This window comes from Sporolactobacillus spathodeae (assembly GCF_016908935.1).
GTDB lineage: Bacteria > Bacillota > Bacilli > Bacillales > Sporolactobacillaceae > Sporolactobacillus > Sporolactobacillus spathodeae.
This window is the reverse complement of record NZ_JAFBEV010000024.1, coordinates 16446-42569: the sequence shown is the minus strand read 5'-3', so window position 1 is coordinate 42569 and position 26124 is coordinate 16446. Positions and strand designations below refer to the sequence as shown.

Sequence of the window (26124 nt, the reverse complement as noted above, 5' to 3'; positions counted from 1 at the left end):
GTCTCGCGCCTTCGCTGCATTTTTGTGCAAAAATCCTTATATTTTCTTATCTCTCTAAGAAAAACTTGGCTAAGCCAAGTCCTTTTTCATCAATTACGCTTCGGCTGCTCGCTTGCCGCGGCATATTGATCAGTGTTCCGCCTTCACAAGCCGGTCATGAATGTTTCTATACCCTTGAATTGTCAAGTCAAGTGCAACACCTGATGATAAAAGGCCTCAAAAGGCGTTTGCCATCCCAGACATTTGCGTGGACGGTGATTCAGTTCATCCACAGTTTGTTGGACAGCGGCATCGGAATCCTGCGTCAGATCATGCCCCTTTGGAAAATATTCGCGCAGTAGGCCGTTTGTATTTTCATTGCTGCCGCGTTGCCAAGGCGCGTGTGGGGCAGGAAAAATAAAAGGGAACGCCTAGTTTTTCAGTGATACGGGCGTACCAGGCGAATTCTTTTCCCCGATCCGGTGTGACACTCTGACGCTGGCAATCAGGCAAGGCGTCAAGAAGTCCAATCAACTTTTCGGTCACACACTGCGCGGTTTTACGGGTTGCTTTGGCAGCCATTAAAAATCGGGTTTTTCGATCAACAAGTGTCACCAGACATTCGGAACCGAGTTTTCCGATAACTGTGTCTGCCTCCCAATGGCCAACGGTTCGGCGTTCCTGAGCGTCCGTTGGACGCTGGTCAAGGGGCAGGTGAAAATCGATTTTTCCCCGACGTTCTTCATAACCCTTGGCGTGCCGGGCTTTCCCGCGATGACGCAGGTGACGTGCGAGCCCCCGCTGGCTCGGTTGGCGATCCGGTATATCGAGCAGATGCCGCTCAATGCCACGATAAATGGTGGTATAGCTGATTTTCCAAGGACTCTGATCGTATTTCATCCGCTGGTCAATTTGCTCAGGCGACCATTGGTGATCAAGAATCAACCATTGTACCTGATCACGAAGCGCCGCATTGGCGAGTAAGGGCTGGCGGTGACAGCCTGTACGCCGGGCATGGTAGTTTTCTTCGGCATGAACCGAAGAGTACGTGCCATCCTGCTGTGGATTGCGTTTCAGTTCACGGCTGATGGTGGCTGGGGAGCGTCCCAGCAGGGTCGCTATTGCGCGTATAGACTTGCCCAATGTGACATTTCTCAGTATGCTTTCCCGTTCAAATGGATTAAGATGGTGATAGTGACTCATTGCTGTTCACCTGTTTTCAATAGTTTCCGCAAATCCTATTGTACAGGGAAGGTTCAGCAATGGGTCCTATTATTTTCTAGGTGTTGCACTTAAAGTGTAAATTCAAGCCGATTAAAAAAGCATCCGATTTTTTCGCCGGATGCTTTTCTTATGCCTGATATATATGGTTATAGCCGATAACGACGGTTCAGCCCCTACGCGCGCCTCTGCCGCCACGTTTGGATTCCGTCTGGCGTTTGATTGTTGAAAGTCTATCTTCGCTGTCCTTGAGATAACGGGAAATTTTGTCCTCGAAAGTTTGCGTGCGCGTAAAACGCTTACCGCCGCCACCATTTGCGCCGCTACGCGGACTTCTTGGCGCTGGTTTCGGCTTATCGACAGCTTTGCGGATCGACAGACCGATCTTTCCGTCTGGTGCCACCTGCAATACCTTTACTGTGACTTCATCACCAATTGACAGAACCTCGTGAATATCTTTGACGTACCGATCCGCAACCTCACTGATATGAACCAAACCCGTTTTTCCATCGGGCAAATCAATGAAGGCTCCGAAGTTCGTAATGCCTGACACTTTACCCTTCAGCTTGCTGCCTGCTTCAATTGACATAAAAAAAAGCTTCCTCCTAGTATGGTATCTCTACTTATTATATTATACATAGCGAAAAAAGAGCCTGTCAATTCCCGCCATTTTCAGGTTTGGAAAAAATAATCTCACCTTTTTTGGACAGGAGATAGTCATGCCTTGCAATTTCGCCGATATATTGCTTGTTGTGAAGGAGTTTAATCCGCTTCTTCAGTTGTTCGGCTTGAGCTACAGAAGCATTAACCTTTTTCTCAAGCGTCTGCTTTTGTCCCTCAATACGGTGATACTTGCCCGCCTGAGAAATGAGAGAGCCAACCATGACCGAACAAACGAGCATGAAGAGAATGGCAAAAGCCATCAAGCGGTGAATCAATCCTTTTCGTCTATGCTGCCGTCTTTGTTCAGCGATTTGTTGGGATTGAAGATATTCGTTTTGCAGCTGTGCAATACGTCCGCCGTCAACCATCATCGCTGCCTCCCCCAGGAAACAAACTCCTGATCTTTTTCCGCCACCCGGATAGAAATTTGCCTACCTTTAGAATCTGCTGATGCACACGGATAACCTTGTTTTTAAACCCGATCAGCCATTTTTCCGGCAGAATCAGTCTCAGGATACCGCGAAGCAACTTCAGCGGGAACAAAAGCAGGAATAGTAGAATCCGAAGCAAAGCGCTTACTGTCATTCTACACAATCTATAGACAAGCATCAATAGAAAAAAGATAGGATAAATGATTAATTGATAGACAGTTTTTGCAAAAAAACGACTGATTCGGACAATCAGACTGCTTAATTTGTCAAAAAGAAACAAAAAAGGGTGCTCAAGCAAAGCTTTATAAAAAGAAAAGCCAAGAATGGCTCCGAGAAACATATAAAAGCGCAGCCGTCCCTCATTGATCGGCAATAAGAAGGCGAATAAGATCAGTGCCTGCAGGATCCAGAAAAGAGGGTCGGTGAACAAAAGAATCCAGCGTCTCTTTTTCCCGGGGTGGAGAAAACGTCCATACACGGAATAAGAGGCGCCAACCCATAACCCCATCAGCAGCATGACCATCAGCGAAAGAAATTGTTCACGAAGCGTCATCGAAATAATTTACCGAAGAAACCCTTTGATGGTTCTCCGCCTGGTTCGTCCAGGTAACTAATTTCGAATATTTTTCCCTCGATGGCAACCATGCCCTGCTCTACATTAAGATTCTGCATTTTAAGTGACGCGCCTTTAACCGCGAGATAGCCCATGACCGTCTCCATTAGAAATTCTTCATGGTCAAAACTCTCGACATGCTTGACGCCAGTAATCTCGATCGTTTTACGGTTTCTAACAATGATATCGTGATTCTGCACGGGCTTGTCTTTGCTTGAAGCCTGCGTTGGATAATGTTGGTTCATTGGACGTCCCCCCTCAATTCATAAGTTATGAGGGAGTTGTCCCTATTAGAACAGTTCAGCAACCCACTTTACATTTCTTTATCTTTATCTGCCGCTTTTTCACTGACGATCTCATAAAGTGATTCTGCTTCTTCTTTTTTTACCGTTTCCTTCAGCTGGATGATTCGAACGGTTGTCTGTTTCTGACCGAAGTGCAGCGTTAATTGATCACCGACGCTAACCGTAGCACTTGCTTTCCCCGGCTGACCATTTATCGAAACTCTGCCTTGATCGGCAAGTTCCTTGGCAACCGTTCGCCGTTTAATCAATCGTGATACCTTTAGAAATTTATCCAGTCTCATTTTTTCACAGCATCCTTAAATTTATTGCCGGCACGGAAACCGGGTACATAGGTTGAAGGAATGGTAATCGTTTCTCCAGTCTGTGGGTTACGTCCGATACGTTCAGCCCGCTGCCTAACCTCAAACGTACCGAAGCCAACGATTTGTACTTTCTCATTTCTGTGCAACGTTTCAATGATCGTATCAAAAGCCTCGTTGACAACAAACTCCGTATCTTTTCGCGACATTCCTGTTTTTTCTGCAACTTTCTGAACGAGTTCATTTTTATTCATTATAGAAAACCCTCCTGATGGACTTGTTTATGCTAATCGTGCACCGATTCAGGCATATTTTATAGAGCCCTCACAAAAAACTGATTCCATTTTCTTTCTCATTTTATCATAAACCAATTGGTGGTTCACATTCTTGATTATTACAGATCAGATGGCCGCCGCATGCCAAGCTTGCCCGTCAAAGGAAGCCGAGCAATATCATTGGGTGTAAAGTAACGCAGCAGAATTAGTAGCGCAATGAATAGAACAGCACCACCGGCCGCACCCACCAATGCGGTTGCAGTCTCCGCCAATCGAGAAGATCCACCAAATGGAAGGTGCGAGCGTCCGAATAAATAGACAGCCGTCAGCATCACACCCGACGCAGCAGCAAGTTTCAATAACGCAGCGGTTGGAATACGGTTGATTAGACGCATTCGCAAAAGTGCAAAACTATTTAATCCGGCAGTCAGCAGCGTGGCAAGACACGTCGCAAGCGCTGCCCCGGCTATTGAAAAATGCGGAATCAGACAAATATTCAAAATCAATTTCACTGCAGCACCCAAGCAAAGAAACAGAAAAGGCAGCACGGGGTGCCCGGCAGCCTCAAACATACCTGACGTCGTTAGAATTACAGACAAGGTGAGCAATGTAAACGCAATGATTGCAAAAGTCACTGCGCCGCGATCATTGCGGAATAGCATAATATTGACCGGACCGCTGATTGCCGCAAGACCGCACGCGGCTGCGAGTCCGAAAGCAAGGCTTATTTTGAGCGCGAGCGTCGCTTGGCGCCTGATTTCCTGAACTTTCCGTCTAGCGGCAAGCTTCGCAAGGCCCGGTACAATGGATGCTGTGAGCGACGCCGCCGCAATCATTCCAAATTGTGTCAGGAGGTAGGCGCGATCATAAATTCCTTTTGCCTGTCTTGGCTCCGCAATCTGCGCATGATGCAACAGCCGAATAACCGACAGCGAGTCGACAAGCTGAAACAGAACAAGCGGCAAGGCAAGAATGGAGAACACGCTGCCGCCAAGCAGCAGACTACCGATCAGGCGCCAGTTGATCGAACGATTCACTGGTACTTCCTGAACATCTCGATTGGTCCCCTTTCGAATAAACAGGATGAGGATAAGCAGCGACGCAGCTGGCGCAATCGCCGAACCAGTGATGGCCGCTTCACCAAATTGATAGGCACCGCCATGGTGCAGAAAAAGGAACCATGACGAACCAATGATCAGTGACACACGAACAACCTGCTCACCAATCTGACTAACCGCCGTCGGCACCATGTTTTCATCTTTCCCTTGAAAGCCGCCGCGTAAAACCGCGCTGAACGGCACGAATAGATAAACCCATGCCGCCGTGCGGAGCAGCGGTGCGAGATGCTGGTCGCCCATGACTTCGGTCAGCGGTTCGGCTCCAAGAACAAGCACGACAAAAATTAAGCCACAAAGAAAAAATAAAGCAATTCGCGCATGGCGGCGGACAGTCGCTTCTTCTCCTATTCCCTTATTACGCCCAGATTCAGCAATATATTTCGAAATGACAATGGGAAAACCGGTTCCGCCAAGTGCGACTGCAAGCGCGTAAAACGGATAAACCTGTTGGTATACATAGAAGCCAACATCCCCTGCAAAATTCTGGTAGGGCATACGGTAAACAGCACTCAGAATTTTAACAAACAACGCAGCAACGGTCAGAATAAATGCCCCTCTCCAAATTCTGCCGCTTTCTATTCTTAGTTGATGCACGTTTCTCCACCTTTGGCCCAAATTCTCATGTGGATTATACCATACACCACAAGCCATTTTTCCTTATGTCGGCAAAAAAAGAATGTTTACTATCGCTATGTCTTATAGTTGATGAGCCGCTCGGGCCGCGATGCCTGAGAAAATGAAAAGGAGAGAGACAAAATGCCTCTCTCCCACAAACACATATCGTCTATCAATGTTCCATTTGTCTGCCAAGGAAACCTGCTGCTGTTTCGGCGAGCTTACGTTCAACTTCACTAAGCGGGTTTTTATCTTTATCAATCAGCATAATTGTACCAATTGGATCGCCGCCAGCAACAATCGGAGCAACAACAAACGAACCCGTCAGTTCATTTGTCCCTTCTGTTAATGGTTCACCGTGCTCTTTCTCTAAAATGGTCTGTCTCAGTTCCATTGCTTTTTCCGGGACAGACAAGATTCTTTTATCAATATAATCTTTTTTTGATCCTCCGGCGACAGCAATGACTGTATCACGATCACTAATCAGCGCCAGTTTTCCTGAATTTTCCGCAAGTGACTCTGCATATTCCTTGGCAAAATCACCAAGTTCGCTCATTGGTGAATATTTTTTTAGAATCACTTCACCATCATGATCAACAAATATTTCTAACGGATCACCTTCGCGAATACGCAGTGTGCGGCGTATTTCTTTAGGAATAACAACCCGCCCGAGATCATCAATTCGGCGGACAATACCAGTAGCTTTCATACAAGGAAGTCCTCTCTTTCATCATAGAGGTCGTTCACCTGCTTGTCTAAGGAGGGAAGCCCTCCGTTGTAATCGCCTGATGAACGCTTGCTCTTTATGTTAATTCCTTGCAATTAGTATCTGCCCACCCGTCCAAGCTATGCATGCCCCGCCAAAATTAACCGGCCGTTTGTTCTTGGATCTGCATCGGCTCCACTTTCTTCAACAGATCAAGAATGTGATCAAGCCGTTTGCTCCCTAATGGTCCACGTTTCAGCGACAATTTCATTCTTGCGCCGTCTGATCCAACGCCAATGCCCGGGCCCATCGTGCTGACATATTGAAACAGAGCTTGGCGGTCAATATGCTTCCAGCCCATTTCAGAGAACACAATCAGAAGCTCGGACGCTTTTTCTTTTATTTCCTCAATCATCAATTTATCAGCTAACACACGGATGGCAGCCACCTTGAATAAATCAGCAACCTCAACCGGATAATCGCCAAAACGGTCAATCATCTCGTCTTGAAGTTCCTCCAAGTAGCTGATTGAATCGGCTGCTTTAAAACGTTTATACATGTCGATTTTCTGAATCGAATCCTCAATGTAGGTATCCGGAATGTACGCGTCCGTTTCGATAGCCAATGTCGCCCGAACAGCAGTGTGTGCCGTATCCGCTGACCCTTTGCGCTCAGCCACCGCATCTCGGAGCATTTGCGAATAGAGATCGAAGCCGACCGAGTCGATAAACCCATGCTGCTCCGCACCAAGCAGATTACCGGCGCCGCGAATGGATAAATCGCGCATCGCTATCTTGAATCCAGAACCCAGCTCTGTAAATTCTTTAATCGCCTGCAGCCGTTTCTCGGCAACTTCATTCATCACCTTGTCGCGCTGATACGTGAAATAGGCATAGGCAACGCGACTTGAACGCCCGACACGCCCACGCAATTGGTACAATTGCGAAAGCCCCATCCGATCCGCATCATAGACAATCAGTGTATTGACATTCGGGATATCAACTCCAGTTTCAATAATCGTCGTGCTGACGAGCACATCGCTTGTTCCATCGAGAAAGTCAATCATCGCCGATTCCAGCTCGGTCTCTTTCATCTGCCCATGCGCAACGGTAACCGTCGCGTCAGGCACCAATTGAGAGATGACTTCCGCCATATGCTGAATCGTTTCCACTCGATTATAGAGAAAATAGACCTGTCCGCCTCGTGCCAATTCCCGTTCAATCGCTTCGCGAATTAGCGAGCCGCTGTATTCAGTCACATAGGTTTGCACCGGAAAACGATTTTCCGGCGGTGTTTCAATGACAGATAGGTCACGCACACCGAGCATTGACATGTGCAGTGTCCGCGGAATCGGTGTCGCCGTCAGTGTCAGCACATCAACATTGGCTTTCAGCTGCTTAATCTTCTCCTTATGCGTCACACCGAAACGCTGTTCTTCATCAACAACGAGCAAACCGAGGTCTTTGAAAACGACATCTTTGGACAGTAAGCGATGGGTGCCAATAATTAAGTCAATCGTTCCATCCTTAAGTCCGCGCAGCGTCTCAAGCTTTTCTTTGCGTGAACGAAAACGGCTTAATACACCGATTGAAACTGGGAAATCCTCAAAGCGTTCCCGTGCTGTTTCAAAGTGCTGCTGTGCGAGAATTGTGGTTGGCACGAGAAAAGCCACTTGTTTGCCGCCAGCGATTGCTTTAAATGCCGCACGCAACGCGACTTCTGTTTTTCCATAACCGACATCGCCGCAGAGCAGCCGGTCCATTGGCCGTTCGCTCTCCATATCTTTTTTGATTTCTTCGATCGCCTGCAGCTGATCAACGGTTTCCTGATAGGGAAATGCTGTTTCAAAGTCGTGCTGTTCTGGCCCATCTGACGAAAAAGCGTGACCGCGGCTTGCCTCCCGCTTGGCATAGAGCTTGATCAAATCATCAGCAATATTCTGAATCGACGAGCGTGCTCTGCTCTTGACCTTTTTCCATTCCGAACCGCCAAGCGAATAGATTTTCGGCTCTTTTCCTTCAGCACTGACGTATTTTTGAACCTGATCAATATGCTCCACAGGCACATAGAGCTTATCATTGCCTTTATAAATTAACTTCAAATAATCTTTATGGATACCATTGACTTCCAGTGTCTCAACCCCGGCATAACGTCCAATACCGTGATCAACATGGACCACGTAATCACCTATGGAAAGTTCATTGTAATTGCGCAAGCGCTCGGCGTTCGAGAGCCGCTTACCTTTATGCGCCTTTTTCGCCAGTTTACTGGTGAACACTTCCTGTTCGGTAATCACCGCCAGTTTTCGCAGCGGTATTTCAAAGCCACTGCCCAAAATGCCCTGCATAATATGAATCTTTCCTGGTGTTGGCAAACAATCCGAATCGACAAGCGCAGCGTCAATTTGGTAATCCTGAAGAACTTGTTCCATCCGTTCGGCTCGATCGCTGTCGGAAGCCAAGAAGACAAGCGCATAATCGCTCTTCAGCCAGCGATCCGTCTCTGTCTTCAGCAGATTAATCTGACCATGAAAGTTCTCCATCGATCGACTGCTGAGCGTGACAACATTCTGCGGCTGGAAATGCCCGTGATAACGCAGAAAAAGCGAGAGCAGCAACACCGGCTGCCTGAGCTGTTCCACCCATTCGGATCCGTCCCGCATCAGCGGTGAATCAGCGACGATCCGCCCGCGTTGCAGCTGATCAAGTTGCCACTCCGCTTCTTCGTGATCAAGCTGATCACTCATTTCCTGAATGCGGCTGATTTCATCCATAATGATTAAAGCGTTTTCAGGCGAATAATCGGTCAGCGTGGCTGGCCTATTATAAAGCAAGGCGCTGTATTTTCCAATACCTTCAAATGTTTGTTTCTGACGAAGCGATTCGACCTCTGCACCAATCTGTTCATGAAGCAGCTGCTTCACTTGTTCATTTTTCATGCGCGACAGCGTCAGAGAAAGCTTCTGCTCGACTTGCTCGCTACCCTGTACGTATTGTTCGTCATAAAGCAATAATTCACGAGCGGGTCCGATAATCGGACTTTCTGTCAACGTCTCTATCGAGCGCTGTGATTCGCTGTCAAAAAAACGAATCGAGTCGACTTCATCGTCAAATAATTCAATGCGCAGCGGATGCCGTTCAGTCAAAGGAAAAATATCGAGGATGCCGCCGCGAATACTGTATTGCCCGGGACTCGTAATCATCGGTTCACGCTCATAGCCGATCGCGCTCAATTTGCTCGCGATTTCCGCCAAGTCAAGCGTTTCCCCTGACTTAAAACGCATCAGACTGGCCTTCCACAAATAAAATGGTGCCATCAATCGTTTCAAACCGGCAATTGGAACCACGATCAAACACCTTTTGCCTTCTGCAAGACGATTAAGAACGTGAATTCGTTGCGCAAGAAGTTCTGGACTGGAGACTGCAAGGTCAGAGGCGATCATGTCGTTTGTCGGATACAGCAACAATTCCTCTGAATCAATCAACCCTTGCAGATCATTGTACATCTTCTGTCCCTGGAACAAATTATGCGCGACCGCAATTAAGGATCTGCTCGAGTTGTCGTGATAAAACGCGGCGATCAGTAGCGATTTGGCACTTCCGGATAACCCTGAAATAAGCTGTTGCTTCATGCCGTTTTCAAAGCCGTCTCGAACTGCCTCAAATTCTGCTAGCTTTTGCTTGAAATAAATGCCAAGACCCCGCATCAGTATCCACCCTCGCCTTCAACCCGAAAAACGCCTTGGCTTTCGGCCAAAGCAAGTGTTTGTACAGGCGTTTCAACAGACGGGGCAAAGAAGAATCCCTGCCATGCTCCGGTGATGAATCGCTCCGATTTTTTTGCATTTCGGGCAACACGATTATTTATTTGCATTATACGTATTCATCACTTTCACAAAGGGTTCAACCAACCAGTCCACAGCAGCAGAAGCGGCTCGGTCCAGTGCATCATCAATTGCCGGCTGCTCTTCTCTTGTAAACCCATGAAGCACGTGGCTAATGACAGCCTGCTGATCTCTCGGTGGATGACCGATGCCGACCTTAATTCGGGCAAATTCTTCAGAATGCAAATGGCGAATCAGCGACTTTAGTCCATTATGGCCGCCGGAGCTTCCTTTCGCGCGAATCCGGATTCTCCCGACTGGAAGATCCATATCGTCCTGAATGATCAGCAAATCGCTGCTCTCAATTTGAAAAAAGCGGAGCAGCGGAGCCACAGCTTCCCCGGATAAATTCATATAAGTCAGCGGTTTCACTAGAATGACCGGTTCGCCATTAACCGTTCCTTTTCCAAACAGGCCGTTAAATTTACTCTTATTGATTTCGATTCCATATTTATTTGCCAGCCGATCAATCACATCAAAACCGATGTTGTGTCGCGTGCCGGCATATTCTCGCCCTGGGTTCCCCAGGCCAGCAATCATTTTCACTGCTTATTCTCACCCTCGGTACTGCACACGCAAATTGGAGTTGGTTAAGTCAAGTCTTTTTTTTTTTGCAAAAATACGCTTCGGCTGCTCGCTTGCCGCAGGCCGGACGTGAGCCTACTCAAACAGGCAAGTAACCTGCGGGGCCTCACTTGTCCCGCAAGGCGCTGAGCTCCATTTAATGCACAAAATCATTTACTTTCTTATATTATGAAAAAGGACGTAACGCAATGTTACGCCCGGTTTCATTTTATGCAGGAAACAATCAATTATTCCGCAGGTGTCTCTTGTGCTTCAGCAGTAGTATCAGCGGTTGTCTCTTCGGCCGCTTCATCTGCTTCACCATGGGAAAGCGAAACAATGACGTCTTCCGGGTCACCTATAATCGTATAATCGGCATCTGGATTTACATCACTGATACGAATGCTGTCGCCGACAGAAAGCTTGGACACATCAACATGAATTGCTGAAGGCAGATCATTCGGCAATGCGCGAACCGTTAATTCTGAGATCGTGTGATTCAGCACAGCATCGCTGCCCTCAAAAGCTTCAGTATTGTCAAGTTCAACAGGCACGACCGCATCTATTTTTTCATGAAGATTGATCTCAAGGAAGTCAATATGCTGGATGCTGCCTTTGATAGGATCATACTGCATTTCATGAGCCATCACTGTATAACTCTTCTTGCCTTCAATATCCAGAGAAATGACCGCATTGCGACCCTCGCTGTGCAGCAATTTGCTGACCTCGCCTGCGTTGACGACTATTGACTGATTGCCTACGGTCTTTCCATAAACGACCGAAGGAACCTTACCTTCTTTTCTTAATGCGTGTGTTACAGATTTTTTCGAACTGTCACGAACAGCTGCCGCTAATAGCGCCATATCTTGCACGTCCTTTCACTAACAAAAAAGTTTTTATCATTATTCCCAGATTATCCGGGAAAGAATCACAAAGTTACCAGCCAATCCGGTTCTGTGGCTTGGAGCGATGCGGCAATTGTTATAAAAACTGATGTTTGTGAGTAGAGTACACAAAATTTCTTGGGAGCCTGTTGCAGTTCTCAAGGAACACCTGCCCTCAAAAGGGACAGATCCAAGAGTTATAGCCGTACGTCCCGCTGCTTTACATCTGCCGGGAAGATGTCCCGGTTAATTAAAGAGCCGGCTGACAGAAAGTTTTTCGTGAATGCGAATGATTGCTTCACCAATCAGCGGAGCAACCGATAGCTGCACGATTTTATCAATTTTTTTCTCTTCGGGAAGCGTGATCGTATTGGTCACAACAAGTTCGCTGATCGCGGACTTCTGGATACGTTCAATCGCAGGCCCTGAGAGCACTGGATGTGTACAGCAAGCATACACCTTTTTGGCACCGCGCTCAACCAACGCGTTCGCCGCCAGCGAAATTGTGCCAGCTGTATCAATGATATCGTCAATAATAATTGCCGTTTTCCCCTGAATATCGCCGATAATATTCATGACCTCAGCTACATTCGGACGTGGGCGGCGTTTATCAATAATCGCGATTGGCGCGTTTAGCCGTTCCGCCATTTTACGCGCGCGCGTAACACCGCCGTGATCCGGCGATACGACAACGACATCCTCCATTTGCTTGCTGAGAAAATATTCAGCCAAAGTCGGAACACCCAGGAGCTGGTCAACCGGAATATCATAGAAGCCCTGAATCTGCGGCGCGTGAAGATCAAGCGACAGAATACGCGTGGCCCCAGCTGTTTCCAACAGATTAGCCACAAGCTTGGCTGTAATCGGTTCACGGGCGCGTGCTTTGCGATCCTGGCGTGCATAGCCATAATACGGCATCACGACATTAATTGTTTTCGCGGATGCCCGCTTCAGCGCGTCAATCATAATCAGCAATTCCATCAGATGCTGATTAACCGGATCCGAAGTAGACTGGATCACATAAACTTCGCTGCCACGGATACTTTCTTCAATACTGATTTGAATTTCACCATCGCTGAACGATGAAACAATACATTTGCCAAGTTGAATACCGATATGTTCGGCGATTTGCTTGGCAAGGTCGGGGTTGGAATTCAGGCTGAATACTTTCAAATTCGGATCTAAATAGCTGACCATTCTTGAGGTTCCCTCCAGTTATTGGTTTACCCTGTAATTCAGTTTCTGTGCGTACTTCTCTTTATTCGTTTGCCGTGATCGGGCAATTGCCAGCGCATCGTCATTCACAGACTCGGTAATCGTCGAGCCGGCAGCCACAAATGCGCCCTTCCCAATCGACACGGGAGCCACGAGATTGGCATTGCAGCCGATGAATGCTCCGTCTCCGATATGCGTCTGATACTTATTCTTACCATCGTAGTTTACCGTGATGGTTCCGCAACCCATATTCACGTCGCAGCCAAGCACGGCATCGCCGAGGTAAGTGAGATGCGACGCCTTACTGCCTGCGCCTATCTCCGACTTTTTGACTTCAACAAAGTTACCAATTTTTGCCTGATCGTGAATGATTGATTCTGGACGGATATGGGCAAACGGCCCAATTTGCACCGCATGACCAATTTCACTATCCTCTATGACTGATTGTTCCACAATACTTTCGTTACCAATCTGGCAGTTCGAAAGCCGCGCATTCGGACCAATCAGACAACCTGCGCCTATTTCGGTTTTTCCAGAAATGATTGTCCCAGGCTGAATGACGGTATCCTGGCCAATCAGACAGTCTGCATCAATATAAGTGTGATCCGGATCCGTAAGCGTCACTCCGCGCATCATGTGTTCATGATTAATCCGCTGCCGCATGGTCTTTTCCGCCGCGGCAAGCTGGGCGCGGTCATTGACACCCGCCGTTTCTTCAAAATGTTGCGTCGTACAGGCAACGACTTTTTCATCGGCCTGAATCAGCAATGCAAGCACGTCGGGAAGATAATACTCCCCCTGAGCATTCGCGTTGCCGACCTGTTCAAGAAACTGAAATAGCAGCTGATTATCGAAGCTGTAAATACCTGTATTGATTTCATCAATCGCTTTCTCAACTTCCGAAGCATCCTTATCCTCGACAATTCGCGACAAATTCCCGGAAGCGTCTCTGACAATCCGGCCATAACCGGCTGGATCGCCGGCATGCGCGGTCAGAACAGCAGCAGCAGCATGTTCCTTTTCCTGGAAATCAATCAGCTTCTTGATTGTCTCCGCGCGTACGAGCGGTGTGTCACCGCACAGGACAACTGTTGTCCCAGCTAATCCAGCGAGTTCGCCGCGCGCCTGAAGCACAGCATGCGCCGTACCAAGCTGTTCTTTTTGAAAAATGCAAACCGCATCCGTCTCAACACATGCTTTTACAGACTCTGAGCCATGACCGACAATCACCATTTTCTTTGTAAAATCGATCTTGCCGATCTGATCCAAGACATGCCGCAGCATCGGCTTGCCGCATACCGGATGCAAAACTTTATACAGCTTTGATTTCATTCGGGTGCCTTGACCAGCAGCCAGAATGATTGCATATCGGGTTGACATGACTAACCTCCATCCGCAAAGGCGCGCTTGGTTACACCAAGCAGCAAAACAAGGATCGAGAGCCGAGGATATTCCCTCCTCACAGCTCCATCCATTTATTTTAATAGAAAAAATAGCGTCCTTACTTGACTATAGCCTAATTAATTCCCAATTTCAAGAAGGCGCAAAGGATTTGCCTGTGCGCCTAACCGATAGAATATTTTTAATATTTTTCTGTCCACTCTCGCTTCCCGATTATCCGATATCGCTTAGAAAATGCGCAAGACCAAGCGCATATCCCCACTAGACACATTCTACTTCTCCCAAAGTTAAAATCAGCATCTGTGTTCGTTTTTTTACTCAACCACGATTGCTCCGTTAAGAAGCACCCGCCTGCTGATAGGAAGTTCCCTCCGAAAGCGCCAACCGATATTCACGAAGAACAGCATCTTGGATTTTTTCCCTTGTCCCTGAAGTAATCGGATGCGCAATATCACGAAATTCACCATCCGAGGTCCGCTTGCTAGGCATAGCGACAAAAATACCGTTATTTCCGTCTATAACGCGGATGTCATGAACTACAAACTCTTGATCCATGGTTATTGATGCGATCGCTCTCATCCGACCGTCCGTATGAACAATCCGCATCCTTACGTCAGTAATTTCCACTAGGGAGCACCATCCTTCTCGTGATTTATCGAAATCATTATGAGAAAGAATTCAACACAAAGAAGAAAACTCCTGCAAAAAATAGAATATAGTGAAAATTGCCGACCGACTTCGGTCCGTTTTTTGCACAAAGCTTTATACATTCTAGAATTTAAGAAAAACTTGGCTTAGCCAAGTCCTTTTGAACAACTAAACTTTGGCTGCTCCTGGCACGCTGTTCCCGTAAGGCGCCAGCGCACCTCGCAGCATTTTTGGGCAAAAATCCTTATGTTTTCTTATCGCTAAAAAAAGACGTCTGGAAAGCCGAAAGAGTTGGCTTTTCAGACGCGTCAGGAATAACCATCAAATATTCAAGGAACATTCTGCGAGTGAGGAAACAGCATTTCCCGGATCAATAACCAGCTGCTCCTCTTGTTCGAGAATCGTTAGTTTAAGTAGAGAGGTGTAATCGCTGACCAGCTTCGATTGTTCCTCTTTCTTCTCAACAAAAACAGCCATGCCGACTACAGAGGCCCCGAATTCCTTGGTCAAGTTCATCATGCCCTTCATCGTGCCTCCGGCCTTCATAAAATCATCAACAATCAACACGCGGGCATTCTCTTTCAGGCTTCTTCTCGGCAACACCATCGTTTGAATTCTTTTGGAAGAACCAGAAATATAGTTTATGCTAACCGTCGATCCTTCTGTGACCTTACTACTACGCCTGACAATGACGACCGGCGCGCTAAACTGCGTGGCTACAGCATAAGCAATCGGAATCCCCTTAGTCTCCATCGTCATAATCGCATCAATTTGACGATCCGCATAAACCGATGCAATCAACCGGCCGATGGCGTTGACGTAATCGGGTTTCCCCAGAATATCTGTCATATAGAGATAGCCGCCCGGCAGAATACGCTCCGGTTCCGTCATTTTCTCACGAAGTATCTGAAGCATCTGTTCCGCTTCATTCGTCGCCATGTAAGGGACAAAGCAAACACCCCCCGCCGCTCCTGCCAGCGTCTGTAACTTGCCCGCGCCTAGCGTCTCAAAGTTTTCCTTTATGATGGCAAGATCTTCACTAATCGAGGATTTAGCAGATTCATAACGTTCGGAAAAATGGGAAAGCGGGACAATTTGGTGGGGATGCTGCAGCAAGTATCTGGTCATATCAACCAGTCTGCTGCTACGCCTGAGTTTCATGATAACCCTCCAAATCCGAATATTTTAAAGTAATTTTACACCATTATTCGTATTTGGACAAGTGGTCCAAGGATTTGCTCAGACGGACCGCATGAACTTCGCGGCAATAACCCTTCATTCCATTAAACAATCGCTGCATCCTTGATTCTTTCTGTGTCAGCCCAAAAACAGTCGGTCCACTGCCGCTCATCAAAATACCTTCAGCTCCGATTTGGCGCATATGTTCTTTAATGCGAGCGATATCAGCAACTTTTTTCACCGTCACCGGCTCAAGCGTATTGCCAAGCTGGCGACATATTTCCTGAAAATCATGATTTTGTACGGCAGAGATCATCGCATTAACGTTCGGATGTACGGCTTCTTGATCGTCCCAGTCTCGGTAAACCTGCGCAGTCGAGACCGACACATCCGGTTTCACAAGCACCACCCAGCACGGCGGCAAATCCGGCAGTGGATCGATGATCTCACCCCTTCCAGTCGCTAACGCCGTTCCACCGTGCAAACAGAACGCGACATCCGATCCGATTTGCACTGCAATTTCCTGCATGTCTTCATTGGTCATCTCCAACGACCAGAGCCGATTAAGGGCCCGGATTGTTGCCGCTGCGTCACTGCTGCCTCCGGCAAGTCCTGCAGCAACTGGGATTTTTTTCTGAATAAAAATGCGTACGCCTTCTTTTATCCCGTATTTTTCCCTGATTAAGTCGGCCGCTTGATAGGCAAAATTACGCCCATCCTCAGGAATATAACTTTCCGAGGCATGGAGCAAGATAATATCTTGCGGAATGGACTCACATTCAACACGATCCGAAAGATCGATCGTCGTCATCACCATCCGTACTTCATGGTAGCCATCCGGACGCAGTCCAAGCACGTCCAGCGATAAATTTATTTTTGCGGGTGCTTTCTCAAGTACTTTCACCGTTCTCCCCCACTTTTATAACAACTTTGTTTTCAGGATCGAATCATCTATCCGACTTTATCCGCATGTTTTAAAAAGACAACGCTATCCCTAATAGTATCGAAAAAAAGCATAAAGAAAAAGAGGACATTGCCATTTTCCGGCAAAGTCCCCCTCTTACGCTCAATCATTGATTTTTCCCAGAGTCAGCCAGCTGCTTCTCAGCTATTCGAATGGCTTGCCGAACCATGTTTCCAGCATCCCGTGCGCGGATACCGCCCCAGCCTTCTTGCTTTACCGTATCATAAAAACCAAGCTCTTTTGCAAGTTCAATTTTAAACGATTCGGACATGATACCTTTGCGTCTGGACATGATTGGCGATCCTCCTTTAAATGGTCGAGCCTGTTTATCATTTGTTTAAAGGCTTTCATCTATGCATGATTTATGATAAACTGAATACAATGAAAGGGATTTCAAACAGCATAAACGCACACGCCTGGCCCTGCCTAGAGGGGAGGTGTGCGCGCAGCAGCTAATCCTTATTATCTCTATTCATCAATCAAGAAACAGAGCTGCCTCTAATTACTGGCCGCTTGCCATTTCCTCTAAAAAGGTGAGTTCTACCGAGTCTGTCAAAACATCCGTATAGCTGTAAGACACCCGTTCAAAAGCATTTGAATCTTTATCCAGCCGAACGATAAATACTGCCGGATAAGTTCCCTCCAGAATACCAATGCGCTGAATTGTTTTGCGCCGGCCCCCATTGGCTTTGAGCGTCAAGCGCTTGCCAACGCGTTCATCCAAAACGCCTTTGATATCTTCAATGGTTTTTCCCATCTCGACAATCCACCTCGCTTAATTATAAGTTTAACACAATGGACGTCAAAAAGCAAATATTTTAAATTCTAACAGCAAATAGGTCATACTGTCAATCATTTTACTGTTTTTTTTTGCCCATTTTATTATCTGCCCTTAGCATGCGCTATTTTCGCCAGTAAAATTCAAACAACTGTAAGAAACACCTAGCTTCACACCCAAATCCATTTTTCAACAATTACGCTTCAGTGCGCGTTTGCCAGGACGCACTAACTCTCCTCAAACAAGCTTAAATCCGCGGGGACTCACTTTTCTCGCAAGGCGTAAGAGCCGCAAAATCCTACCCATTCTTATCCTTTGAGAAAAAAATCTGAATTTCACAGAATTCTTCAATCTCCCTGATTGTCCTCAGTAGGAAAAGGCATGCCGGTCCGCATCATCCCCCGGCTTTCAACACCACCGAGTCCATTCGCGCCAGACAACGTGTTACGCAGCACTTCCCATACATTGACGCTCTCCATAAATGAACTGAAACTGATTTTCGAGACAAGGTATACCGGATCGAGGGCGTGAATATTCACGCGCCCTGGCGAACTGGCGAAATTAGCGCCCGCGCGTATCAGCATCTCAAAGTTTGACTGACAGGCCCCCGCAAAAATATTGAGTTGATCGAGACTCGGCCAGTGATAACGTACTTCCTTGACCGTCCGAACAAAGTGACCGGAATGACGATATGCTTTTAAATCCTCTATCGATCCCTTGCTTTTCATAAAAGCGTCGTGTCCGGTTAGGACGAGAATATCCGGTCGCACCTGCGCAATCAGTTTGGGCACGCGCTCAGGCATCTCCGATTCGTTCATATATTTGCCGATAACGGGTACACTCAATTTCTCATAAACCGCCAGACATTTTTTCAGATAATACGGATCGCCGTCAATATGCAGAACACGTCCTGGCATTTCAAAATAGGAGACGGTGGATCGATAACCGTTTGTCGCCCGATATTGGTGCTTCATTTGCATTTGTTTATAGTCTTGTCTAAAGAGTTTGAGTGACTGTGCTTCTTTACTGTGTATGTTCTGTTCAAATTGTTCCCTTTCATCAATTGTTACAAGAACCAGATCATCCAGTGGTGCATCAGCATAGAGACGCAAATCATGACCAGCTAATTCAGCCGTCCCGCTCTCTGCGTTAATTGACGTGATCCTGAAAGGTAAATCACACTTATACGATTTTCGAGAAACGAGGTCGCCCGGTTGAAATGCCATCGCCCATATCCTCTCTTTCCGAAGGCAGCTGATCGCAAATCCGAAATCAAAGCCATCCTTACCAAGCTATGATCATCGCGTATCAAATATGAAAAAATTCTTAACGTAGGCGATAAATCTGGCTTAGCCAAGTCTTTTGTGCAACACATGCGATCCGGGCGCCAGAATGCCTGTGCTGCATTATTCGTCAAAGGAGTCTGATGCCTTCTGAATGCATAAAAAAACTTTCCTGCGACAGTTGGACGCTTGGAAAGTTTTATTTCATTTCTTTTTTAGCAAGTTTAAAAAGGCTTTATTTTTTGTCTAGGTATTGCAGGGCATCGCTCAGCCGTGCATATTCCTCAATGGTCAAAGTTTCGCCCCGGCGACCAGGATCAACGCCTTGTTCCTCAAGAACAGCCTGAATCGCATCCTTTTCATTTTTTGAGAAAAGGTTATTCATTAAGTTATTCAGCAATGTTTTGCGTCTTTGCGCAAAACTCGCGCGAACAAGCCGGAAGAAAAAGGCTTCGTCAGCAACCGCAACCTTCTTGTCTTTTCGGACGTCGAGACGAATAACTGCTGAATCGACATTCGGTTGCGGCATGAATACTGTTTTCGGCACAGTCAAGACGATCGATGCATCCGCCAAGTACTGAACAGCAATCGACAGCGATCCGTAGCTTTTTTCACCTGGATGTGCCTCAAGACGCGCCGCCACTTCCTTTTGAATCATCACAACGATTCGACAGAACGGCATATTCGGCATAAGCAATTTCATTAAAATTGGCGTGGTAACGTAGTACGGTAGATTAGCCACAACGATGACTGGGGCATCTGGCGGGAACTCTTTCCGAAGAATCGCATCCAGATCAATTTTCAACACATCTCCAAAGTGAAGGGACACGTTATTGAATTCCTGCAGCGTCTCTGACAAAATCGGTTCAAGTCGGCGATCGATTTCAATCGCCACAACTTTTTTCGCGTGAGCGGCAAGAATTTGAGTCAGTGCACCCGCCCCTGGACCAATTTCCAAGACAAAACTTTCCGCGTCAATGGCCGCAGCCTGAACAATATTATTCAATATATTGGCATCGACCAGGAAATTCTGCCCTAGACTTTTCTTTAAAGTAAAACGATGAGCACGGATTATTTCCTGTGTCTGCTTGGGTGATGCGATCCGTTTATCCATTGGACTTCCCCCTTTGGAGAATATCTGCCATGGCTCGTTCCAAGTCATCCGCAGAGACCTGGAACATCCGTAGCCGTTTATACAGCTGCTTGCCGTTCGTATAACCAATCTTCAGTACCTCACCGATCCGTTCACGACGCCACCGCGCATCCGCGCCACCGAGAAGGCCGAAATCCCGCAGCATCTGTATGCTGATCCGCTCCTCCGGATCAGCAATTTCCGAGTAAACTTTGGACAACGCACTCAGGATCGCTTCCGGCGATGCATGCTCAATGCCGAGACTTTCATGATCGCCGCCTTTTCCTTCGTGTCTCGTGATGAACGCATGCTTGCAGCCAGGAACCTCGCGGCTGACAATTTTACGAATCCGCTCGCCCGGATAATCGGGATCAGTAAAAATAATCACCCCGCGTTTCGCCTGAGCATGGCGGATCATCTCAATCGTCCGTCGGCTGACACGTGAACCATTGGTTTCAATGGTCTCCGCAGGCAGTGCCCGGCGGATTGCCTCCGTATCACTCTTACCCTCAACAACAATGATTTCTTTTACAATCATTTCTCTTCCCCTATCATTACTCTGTACTTATTTGGTCAGAAAAACTACATTAAATTTAAACATAACTATTTATATGAAAGAGACGAATCGCATTCTCTGTCGTCGCCTGCTCAATCAAATCAGGCGACACGCCCCTCAATTCCGCAATTTTCTCTGCAACAAGTCGGACACGTGCCGGTTCGTTGCGTTTGCCCCGATAAGGCTGCGGACTAAGAAAAGGGCAATCGGTTTCAATCAACAGTCGCTCGATCGGAACCGCGGCGGCTGCTTCCTGCTGTATTCGAGCATTTTTAAAAGTGACAGGGCCGCCAAAGCTGATATAAAAATTCAAGTCAATAAATTTCTCTGCCCATTCCGCCGTATCGCTATAGCAGTGCATCACACCACCTATTTCTGCCGCCCCTTCTTCGCGGAGCATGCGCTCGGTATCAGCTGTTGCCTCGCGATTATGAATGATCAACGGCAGACCGGCTTGCTTCGCTAGGCGAATTTGTCTGCGGAAAACGTCGTGCTGCACCGACTTCGGTGATTTATCCCAATGGTAGTCAAGGCCGATTTCACCAAGGGCAACGATTTTCGAATGCGACAAATTGGATTGAATCCATGCAAAATCTTCCTCAGTCATATCGACTGCATCTTCGGGATTCCAACCAATTGCGCCATAAATATTTGGCTCGCGATCAATGATTGGGAAAACCTTTTCCATTGACGAACGATCCACACCGATCACGAGCATCTTGCCGACACCCGCTTGTTTCGCTCGGTCTAACACCTGGCTGAAGTCTTCGTCAAAAGCCTCGTCATTTATATGGGTATGCGAATCAAAGAGCATCAAAACCCCCCCACGTTTTTATTATGGCAATCGATTTCGCAAAAAACGGGAAGCTTTGCGCCGCACGCCTGCAGCACATCTCTTCCCGCCTGAAATTGTTCATTTTTCTATCTGTTTTAACGAATCTTTGTACCATTTGGCAACGGCCCAGATACTGTTGCTAATTTCAATTTGCCGTCCGCGTCGCCAGCAAGTAGCATCCCTTGGGAAATTTCGCCGCGCAACTTCGCTGGTTTTAGATTAGCGATCACGATAATCTTCATGCCAACCAACTCTTCGGGTTTATAAAATTCAGCGATACCCGAAACGATCTGCCTTTTTTCATACCCAAGATCAACTTGGATCTTCAGCAGTTTATCCGCACCTTTGACTTTGTCGACCTGCAGAATTTCACCGACACGTAGATCGATTTTCTGGAAGCTGTCAATACCGATTTCTTCCGGTGCCTGTACGGCTGTTTTCGGTTTTGCCTTCGACTTTGTCTCTTTATTGCCATTCGGTTTCGTTTCCGCCGCACCGCCGCGCATCTGCAATTGAATATAAGCCACTTCCTCTTTAATATCCAATCGCGGGAAGATCGGTGCCTCTTTGTGTACTGTCCATTTGCCTGTGTTTGTCTTCGGGTAGCCAATGGAATCCCATGCCTGATCAGATGTTTCCACAACACCAAGCTGACGGAATATCTTCGCTGGTGTAGAGGTAAAGAACGGCTGGATCATGATCGCTACCGAGCGGAGCGTATCCGCAAGATGCGCCAGTACGGACTCAAGAGCAGCTGCCTGTTGCGGGTCTTTCGCCAGAACCCATGGCTGCGTATCATCAATGTATTTATTCGCCTGACCAACCAATTTCCAAATGGCGGACAGTGCGACAGAGAACTGCAAGTTTTCCATTTGCTGTTCAACCGTCGTGCGCGTTTCGGAAAGGGCTGCTTCCAGACCTTGATCATAGGCTGTCACCGTGCCGGCGTAAGCGGGCACGTGGCCTTCGCGATATTGCTGAATCATCGCTACGGTTCGGTTCAGCAAGTTACCCAAATCATTCGCTAGGTCGAAGTTAATCCGCTCAATGAAAGCTTCAGGTGTGAATAAGCCGTCAGCGCCAAACGGCACTTCGCGAAGCAGGTAGTAACGCAAGGCATCAAGACCGTATCGATCGATTAACGTCTCCGGATCAACAACATTCCCTTTGGATTTCGACATTTTGCCGTCTTTCATCAATAGCCAGCCATGGCCGAATACTTTTTTCGGTAACGGCAGATCAAGGGCCATCAGCATGATTGGCCAGTAGATCGTATGGAAACGCACAATTTCCTTACCGACCAAATGAACGTCGGCAGGCCAGAATTGCTCGAATTTCTCCTCATTTTCCGATCCGTAGCCAAGTGCCGTAATATAGTTGGTTAAAGCGTCCAGCCAGACGTAGACCACATGCTTTGGATTGCCTGGCACCTTAATGCCCCAGGTAAACGAAGTACGTGATACAGCCAAATCCTCAAGCCCTGGCTTGATGAAATTATTAATCATCTCATTTTTACGTGTTTCGGGCTGAATAAAATCGGGATGTTCTTCATAATATTTTAATAGCCTGTCGGCATATTTGCTCATTTTAAAGAAATAACATTCTTCTTTGACTTTCTCAACAGGGTGACCGCTGTCCGGACTCTTGCCGCCAATCACCTTGCCGCTGGCATCCTTTTCGATGTCAACAATTTGCGATTCGGTATAATACGTTTCATCTGGAATGCTGTACCAGCCTTCGTACTCGCCCAGATAAATATCGCCCTGATCCAGCAGACGCTTGAAAATTTTCTGAACCACTTTTGTGTGGCGTTCCTGTGTCGTCCGAATGAAATCGTCATATGAAATATCTAGTTTATCCCAGAGTTGTTTAATCTGGGCAACCATATCATCGACATAAGCAATCGGAGCAATTCCTTTTGCCTTTGCTTTTTCCTCGATTTTCTGACCATGTTCATCCGTTCCGGTCAAGAACATGACATCATAACCACGCAGTCGTTTATAGCGGCACATTGCATCGCCAGCAACCGTCGTATAGGCGTGCCCGATGTGCAAGCGCCCGCTTGGATAATAGATAGGTGTCGTTAAATAAAATGATTTCCTGTCTTCCGTCATAAGCCTTCTAGCAGCCTCCTTAATTGCCTCATTCCGAGCCATTCTTCTCTAAAAAACTATACGTTTCGCCGCACCCAATGTCAAGAAAGCGCTGCGCGTAAAAAGCCCGATGATCCTACTGTCTAAGCCTGATCTAGCCCGTGATAAACCGCGTAAATTTCCCGTTTCGTTTGCTTGCGGTCCAGGGCGACCTGCTTGATCGCTTCCTTAACCGGCATCGAACCACTCGCCACATAATGGTCAACATGCTCTGCAATACTAAGTGGTTGCCACCAGTCAGACTCTTGATCAGCCAATTCCTTTGCCGCGCCGGCAACAACAAGACAGAATTCCCCTTTGATCAAGTCTGTGCTCGATAAGAACTGCAACACTTCCTCTGCCGTGCCGCGCAGGAACGTTTCGTACCGTTTGGTCAATTCGCGAGCCAGCGCCACACGTCGGTTGCCCAAAACCGCAGCAATTCTTCCGAGCGTCTCCTTAATCCGGAACGGCGACTCATAGAAGATAAGACAGCATGTGAATCGGCTCAGCCCCTGCAGGACTTCGGTCTGCTCTTTCTTTGTCCGTGGCAAAAAGCCGTAAAAGAGGAAGTGATCGGTCGGCAGGCCTGAGGCAATGAAAGCCGTAATCGCCGCATTGGCGCCCGGTAGCGGCACGACAGGAATCCGTTGGGTGACACAGGCTGTGACAAGATCAGCGCCGGGATCAGAAATCCCCGGTGTACCCGCATCTGTGACCAAGGCTACAGTTTGCCCCGCTTCTAGCGCAGCAATCAGTTTCTCGCCGCTCGTTTTCTTATTGTGTTCGTGATAGCTCCAAAGCGGCGCGTGAATATCAAAATGTGTGCACAGCTTCATCGTGTGCCGGGTGTCTTCAGCAGCGAGAATATCTGCTTCCTTCAATACATTCAGCGCACGAAAGGTGATATCGTCCAGGTTGCCGATCGGCGTCGGCACAAGATACAGCATTCCTTTCTCATTCGTTCCCTGAAAGCTTTTCTGTTCCCAGATTGCGATCATCCCCTTGAATCAATTGTTCTTTCTGCTTGCGCGTCATCTGTTTGATCAGCCATTCGCGATGCATCGCTGCTGATTTATCTTCCAATGTTTCCTTGTAAACAATACGCAGCGGACGATGGCTGCGCGTGTATTTAGCTCCCTTTCCACGCACATGGCGGGCAAATCGCGCCTCGACATCCGCGGCATAACCGGTATAATAGCTGCCATCGGCGCATTCCAGAATGTAGACACTGAATGATTTCATGAGCCGCTCCATACCTCATCGGCATACGAGCCGTCTGCTTCATGGACAAAAATGGGTGGCAGAACATTGAGTCCGGGTTTTCCGTCCTTTGCCCCTTCAACCAGTACCATATTCGCCGCTTTTCCCGGTCGTGGGTGAACGAATTGCAGCCGTTTCGGTTCAATACGCTCGCGGCTCATGACAGCAAGAATCTCTGCAAGCCGCTGCGGTCGGTGCACGAGCGCCAGTTTGCCATTTTGCCGGAGCAAGAGTGCTGCCGTTTGGACCACATCCTCAAGGTTAATCATCAATTCGTGACGGGCAATCGCCAAATGCGGATTCATTTTCACATCTCGGGCAGCCTCGCGGCTGAAATAAGGCGGGTTGCACGTCACAACATCGCATTGATGACGACCAATGTGCTCCGGAAGTGTTTTCGCATCGCCGCAATAGATGTCTATCCGCTCTTCCAACCGGTTGATTTGGATACCCCGCTCAGCCAGACGAGCCACCTCCTGTTGCAGCTCAACACCGACAATCGCCGCTTTACTGCGCTGAGAAAGGAGCAGCGGAATAATGCCATTGCCTGTGCACAGATCAGCTAACAATCCTCGCTGGATCGGTACATAGGCAAAGTGCGCCAGAAGCACAGAATCAATTGAAAATGGAAAAAGCAAGTCGGACTGTACAATTTTCAGATCCGTCCGCGGTATAAAATCAATCCGCTCATGCGCGTTGCTCTGAAGCGACATACGCGTCTCCTCCTTTCACAGACCCCTTAAGCGTCCCTCATCTGTAGACAAAAGCCCGCCGATGCGGCGAGCCAAGTTTTCTTCCTTGTTCATTATTAATTATTTCTTGTTTAGAAACGACAGGCAAAAAAGACAGTCGCCATCTTTACGCACACTGCCGTAGTGAAGATTGCAAATGTGGAACCCTTCTTTGTAGAGTCTGGCCAAGTTGTCATAGCCCTCGCCGATATCGCGTTGCGCAGGTTTCGCTGCTGAGGCTCGCCTGCTCTTGGGCGGATTTCCAGCATCTTGTTCGCTCTCCAGACGCTTCCTCAAATTATCATTTTCAAGCGTCAGATTTTGATTTTCTTCCAAAACATGAGCCAACTGCGCTTTCATCTGGCCGAATGCGACATAAATTTGACCTAGCTGTTCTTCCAAATGATTGACTTGAGAGAAAATATCTTTCTTCTCCAAGGTCATCCACCTC

The 26124-nt window shown here is 47.6% G+C and carries 27 protein-coding genes and 1 pseudogene; all 28 read right to left on the bottom strand.

Annotation, left to right across the window (positions count from 1 at the left end; all coding sequences use genetic code 11):
* Positions 1 to 182: 182 nt before the first annotated feature.
* A pseudogene (locus JOC27_RS11190) lies at positions 183 to 1182 on the bottom strand (IS30 family transposase).
* Positions 1183 to 1369: 187 nt separating this feature from the next.
* The gene (locus JOC27_RS11185) at positions 1370 to 1789 is read right to left on the bottom strand and encodes a S1 domain-containing RNA-binding protein (RefSeq protein ID WP_205007386.1); all 420 of its coding nucleotides are present in this window, start codon (positions 1787 to 1789) and stop codon (positions 1370 to 1372) included.
* Positions 1790 to 1856: 67 nt separating this feature from the next.
* Positions 1857 to 2231 carry an FtsB family cell division protein gene (locus JOC27_RS11180; RefSeq protein WP_239530270.1) on the bottom strand — a complete coding sequence of 125 codons (375 nt, stop codon included), beginning with the start codon at positions 2229 to 2231 and terminating at the stop codon, positions 1857 to 1859.
* Positions 2224 to 2847, bottom strand: coding sequence for a spore cortex biosynthesis protein YabQ (gene yabQ / locus JOC27_RS11175; protein ID WP_205007384.1), 624 nt, complete (start codon positions 2845 to 2847; stop codon positions 2224 to 2226). Before yabQ ends, JOC27_RS11180 begins: the two co-directional genes overlap by 8 nt.
* Positions 2844 to 3152, bottom strand: a complete 309-nt coding sequence (yabP, locus tag JOC27_RS11170) for a sporulation protein YabP (RefSeq protein ID WP_205007383.1) — start codon at positions 3150 to 3152, stop codon at positions 2844 to 2846. The genes yabQ and yabP overlap by 4 nt, the downstream gene beginning before the upstream one ends.
* A gap of 68 nt (positions 3153 to 3220) precedes the next feature.
* Positions 3221 to 3493, bottom strand: coding sequence for an RNA-binding S4 domain-containing protein (locus JOC27_RS11165; RefSeq protein ID WP_205007382.1), 273 nt, complete (start codon positions 3491 to 3493; stop codon positions 3221 to 3223).
* Positions 3490 to 3765 carry an HU family DNA-binding protein gene (locus JOC27_RS11160; protein ID WP_205007381.1) on the bottom strand — a complete coding sequence of 92 codons (276 nt, stop codon included), beginning with the start codon at positions 3763 to 3765 and terminating at the stop codon, positions 3490 to 3492. Before JOC27_RS11160 ends, JOC27_RS11165 begins: the two co-directional genes overlap by 4 nt.
* 140 nt (positions 3766 to 3905) lie before the next feature.
* Positions 3906 to 5498, bottom strand: coding sequence for a putative polysaccharide biosynthesis protein (locus JOC27_RS11155; RefSeq protein ID WP_338062805.1), 1593 nt, complete (start codon positions 5496 to 5498; stop codon positions 3906 to 3908).
* A gap of 193 nt (positions 5499 to 5691) precedes the next feature.
* Positions 5692 to 6228, bottom strand: coding sequence for a stage V sporulation protein T (spoVT, locus tag JOC27_RS11150; protein ID WP_205007379.1), 537 nt, complete (start codon positions 6226 to 6228; stop codon positions 5692 to 5694).
* Positions 6229 to 6385: 157 nt separating this feature from the next.
* A complete protein-coding gene (gene mfd, locus JOC27_RS11145; protein WP_205007378.1) occupies positions 6386 to 9931 on the bottom strand; it encodes a transcription-repair coupling factor in 3546 nt (1181 codons plus the stop codon).
* 153 nt (positions 9932 to 10084) lie between these two features.
* The gene (pth, locus tag JOC27_RS11140; RefSeq protein WP_205007377.1) at positions 10085 to 10654 is read right to left on the bottom strand and encodes an aminoacyl-tRNA hydrolase; all 570 of its coding nucleotides are present in this window, start codon (positions 10652 to 10654) and stop codon (positions 10085 to 10087) included.
* A 266-nt stretch (positions 10655 to 10920) separates the two neighbouring features.
* Positions 10921 to 11535 carry a 50S ribosomal protein L25 gene (locus JOC27_RS11135; RefSeq protein WP_205007376.1) on the bottom strand — a complete coding sequence of 205 codons (615 nt, stop codon included), beginning with the start codon at positions 11533 to 11535 and terminating at the stop codon, positions 10921 to 10923.
* 267 nt (positions 11536 to 11802) lie between these two features.
* On the bottom strand, positions 11803 to 12753 hold the full coding sequence (locus tag JOC27_RS11130) for a ribose-phosphate diphosphokinase (protein ID WP_205007375.1): 951 nt from the start codon (positions 12751 to 12753) through the stop codon (positions 11803 to 11805).
* Between the two features lie 18 nt (positions 12754 to 12771).
* On the bottom strand, positions 12772 to 14151 hold the full coding sequence (glmU, locus tag JOC27_RS11125; protein ID WP_205007374.1) for a bifunctional UDP-N-acetylglucosamine diphosphorylase/glucosamine-1-phosphate N-acetyltransferase GlmU: 1380 nt from the start codon (positions 14149 to 14151) through the stop codon (positions 12772 to 12774).
* A 357-nt stretch (positions 14152 to 14508) separates the two neighbouring features.
* Complete coding sequence (gene spoVG / locus JOC27_RS11120; RefSeq protein WP_205007373.1) at positions 14509 to 14799, bottom strand: septation regulator SpoVG; 291 nt, start codon at positions 14797 to 14799, stop codon at positions 14509 to 14511.
* Positions 14800 to 15141: 342 nt separating this feature from the next.
* Positions 15142 to 15981, bottom strand: a complete 840-nt coding sequence (gene purR, locus JOC27_RS11115) for a pur operon repressor (protein ID WP_205007372.1) — start codon at positions 15979 to 15981, stop codon at positions 15142 to 15144.
* Positions 15982 to 16024: 43 nt separating this feature from the next.
* A complete protein-coding gene (gene ispE, locus JOC27_RS11110; RefSeq protein WP_205007371.1) occupies positions 16025 to 16903 on the bottom strand; it encodes a 4-(cytidine 5'-diphospho)-2-C-methyl-D-erythritol kinase in 879 nt (292 codons plus the stop codon).
* A gap of 166 nt (positions 16904 to 17069) precedes the next feature.
* Positions 17070 to 17255, bottom strand: a complete 186-nt coding sequence (locus JOC27_RS11105) for a small, acid-soluble spore protein, alpha/beta type (protein ID WP_205007370.1) — start codon at positions 17253 to 17255, stop codon at positions 17070 to 17072.
* 210 nt (positions 17256 to 17465) lie between these two features.
* Entirely contained in the window at positions 17466 to 17720 is a 255-nt protein-coding gene (locus JOC27_RS11100) for a Veg family protein (RefSeq protein ID WP_205007369.1), read from the bottom strand.
* Positions 17721 to 18088: 368 nt separating this feature from the next.
* The gene (gene yabG / locus JOC27_RS11095) at positions 18089 to 18967 is read right to left on the bottom strand and encodes a sporulation peptidase YabG (protein ID WP_205007368.1); all 879 of its coding nucleotides are present in this window, start codon (positions 18965 to 18967) and stop codon (positions 18089 to 18091) included.
* 292 nt (positions 18968 to 19259) lie between these two features.
* Entirely contained in the window at positions 19260 to 20138 is an 879-nt protein-coding gene (gene rsmA / locus JOC27_RS11090) for a 16S rRNA (adenine(1518)-N(6)/adenine(1519)-N(6))-dimethyltransferase RsmA (RefSeq protein WP_205007367.1), read from the bottom strand.
* Positions 20131 to 20694 carry a ribonuclease M5 gene (rnmV, locus tag JOC27_RS11085; protein WP_205007366.1) on the bottom strand — a complete coding sequence of 188 codons (564 nt, stop codon included), beginning with the start codon at positions 20692 to 20694 and terminating at the stop codon, positions 20131 to 20133. Before rnmV ends, rsmA begins: the two co-directional genes overlap by 8 nt.
* Before the next feature lie 55 nt (positions 20695 to 20749).
* Complete coding sequence (locus JOC27_RS11080; RefSeq protein WP_205007365.1) at positions 20750 to 21526, bottom strand: TatD family hydrolase; 777 nt, start codon at positions 21524 to 21526, stop codon at positions 20750 to 20752.
* 116 nt (positions 21527 to 21642) lie between these two features.
* A complete protein-coding gene (gene metG / locus JOC27_RS11075; protein ID WP_205007364.1) occupies positions 21643 to 23661 on the bottom strand; it encodes a methionine--tRNA ligase in 2019 nt (672 codons plus the stop codon).
* Positions 23662 to 23783: 122 nt separating this feature from the next.
* Positions 23784 to 24680 (bottom strand): 16S rRNA (cytidine(1402)-2'-O)-methyltransferase, encoded by an 897-nt coding sequence (gene rsmI / locus JOC27_RS11070; protein ID WP_205007363.1) that lies wholly within the window; start codon positions 24678 to 24680, stop codon positions 23784 to 23786.
* Positions 24637 to 24924: a GIY-YIG nuclease family protein gene (locus JOC27_RS11065; protein WP_205007362.1), complete on the bottom strand. Its 288-nt coding sequence runs from the start codon at positions 24922 to 24924 to the stop codon at positions 24637 to 24639. The genes rsmI and JOC27_RS11065 overlap by 44 nt, the downstream gene beginning before the upstream one ends.
* On the bottom strand, positions 24921 to 25655 hold the full coding sequence (locus JOC27_RS11060) for a tRNA1(Val) (adenine(37)-N6)-methyltransferase (RefSeq protein ID WP_205007361.1): 735 nt from the start codon (positions 25653 to 25655) through the stop codon (positions 24921 to 24923). Before JOC27_RS11060 ends, JOC27_RS11065 begins: the two co-directional genes overlap by 4 nt.
* A 99-nt stretch (positions 25656 to 25754) precedes the next feature.
* Positions 25755 to 26111, bottom strand: coding sequence for a DNA replication initiation control protein YabA (gene yabA / locus JOC27_RS11055; protein WP_205007360.1), 357 nt, complete (start codon positions 26109 to 26111; stop codon positions 25755 to 25757).
* Positions 26112 to 26124: the final 13 nt, after the last annotated feature.

What these genes read in the sequence shown, in the direction of transcription:
- JOC27_RS11185 (WP_205007386.1), bottom strand. Translation starts at nt 1,789, where the DNA reads ATGTCAATTGAAGCAGGCAGCAAGCTGAAGGGTAAAGTGTCAGGCATT.
- JOC27_RS11180 (WP_239530270.1), bottom strand. Translation starts at nt 2,231, where the DNA reads ATGGTTGACGGCGGACGTATTGCACAGCTGCAAAACGAATATCTTCAA.
- yabQ (WP_205007384.1), bottom strand. Translation starts at nt 2,847, where the DNA reads ATGACGCTTCGTGAACAATTTCTTTCGCTGATGGTCATGCTGCTGATG.
- yabP (WP_205007383.1), bottom strand. Translation starts at nt 3,152, where the DNA reads ATGAACCAACATTATCCAACGCAGGCTTCAAGCAAAGACAAGCCCGTG.
- JOC27_RS11165 (WP_205007382.1), bottom strand. Translation starts at nt 3,493, where the DNA reads ATGAGACTGGATAAATTTCTAAAGGTATCACGATTGATTAAACGGCGA.
- JOC27_RS11160 (WP_205007381.1), bottom strand. Translation starts at nt 3,765, where the DNA reads ATGAATAAAAATGAACTCGTTCAGAAAGTTGCAGAAAAAACAGGAATG.
- spoVT (WP_205007379.1), bottom strand. Translation starts at nt 6,228, where the DNA reads ATGAAAGCTACTGGTATTGTCCGCCGAATTGATGATCTCGGGCGGGTT.
- mfd (WP_205007378.1), bottom strand. Translation starts at nt 9,931, where the DNA reads ATGCGGGGTCTTGGCATTTATTTCAAGCAAAAGCTAGCAGAATTTGAG.
- JOC27_RS11135 (WP_205007376.1), bottom strand. Translation starts at nt 11,535, where the DNA reads ATGGCGCTATTAGCGGCAGCTGTTCGTGACAGTTCGAAAAAATCTGTA.
- JOC27_RS11130 (WP_205007375.1), bottom strand. Translation starts at nt 12,753, where the DNA reads ATGGTCAGCTATTTAGATCCGAATTTGAAAGTATTCAGCCTGAATTCC.
- glmU (WP_205007374.1), bottom strand. Translation starts at nt 14,151, where the DNA reads ATGTCAACCCGATATGCAATCATTCTGGCTGCTGGTCAAGGCACCCGA.
- purR (WP_205007372.1), bottom strand. Translation starts at nt 15,981, where the DNA reads ATGAAACTCAGGCGTAGCAGCAGACTGGTTGATATGACCAGATACTTG.
- JOC27_RS11105 (WP_205007370.1), bottom strand. Translation starts at nt 17,255, where the DNA reads ATGTCCAGACGCAAAGGTATCATGTCCGAATCGTTTAAAATTGAACTT.
- JOC27_RS11100 (WP_205007369.1), bottom strand. Translation starts at nt 17,720, where the DNA reads ATGGGAAAAACCATTGAAGATATCAAAGGCGTTTTGGATGAACGCGTT.
- yabG (WP_205007368.1), bottom strand. Translation starts at nt 18,967, where the DNA reads ATGGCATTTCAACCGGGCGACCTCGTTTCTCGAAAATCGTATAAGTGT.
- rsmA (WP_205007367.1), bottom strand. Translation starts at nt 20,138, where the DNA reads ATGGATAAACGGATCGCATCACCCAAGCAGACACAGGAAATAATCCGT.
- rnmV (WP_205007366.1), bottom strand. Translation starts at nt 20,694, where the DNA reads ATGATTGTAAAAGAAATCATTGTTGTTGAGGGTAAGAGTGATACGGAG.
- JOC27_RS11080 (WP_205007365.1), bottom strand. Translation starts at nt 21,526, where the DNA reads ATGCTCTTTGATTCGCATACCCATATAAATGACGAGGCTTTTGACGAA.
- metG (WP_205007364.1), bottom strand. Translation starts at nt 23,661, where the DNA reads ATGACGGAAGACAGGAAATCATTTTATTTAACGACACCTATCTATTAT.
- rsmI (WP_205007363.1), bottom strand. Translation starts at nt 24,680, where the DNA reads ATGATCGCAATCTGGGAACAGAAAAGCTTTCAGGGAACGAATGAGAAA.
- JOC27_RS11065 (WP_205007362.1), bottom strand. Translation starts at nt 24,924, where the DNA reads ATGAAATCATTCAGTGTCTACATTCTGGAATGCGCCGATGGCAGCTAT.
- JOC27_RS11060 (WP_205007361.1), bottom strand. Translation starts at nt 25,655, where the DNA reads ATGTCGCTTCAGAGCAACGCGCATGAGCGGATTGATTTTATACCGCGG.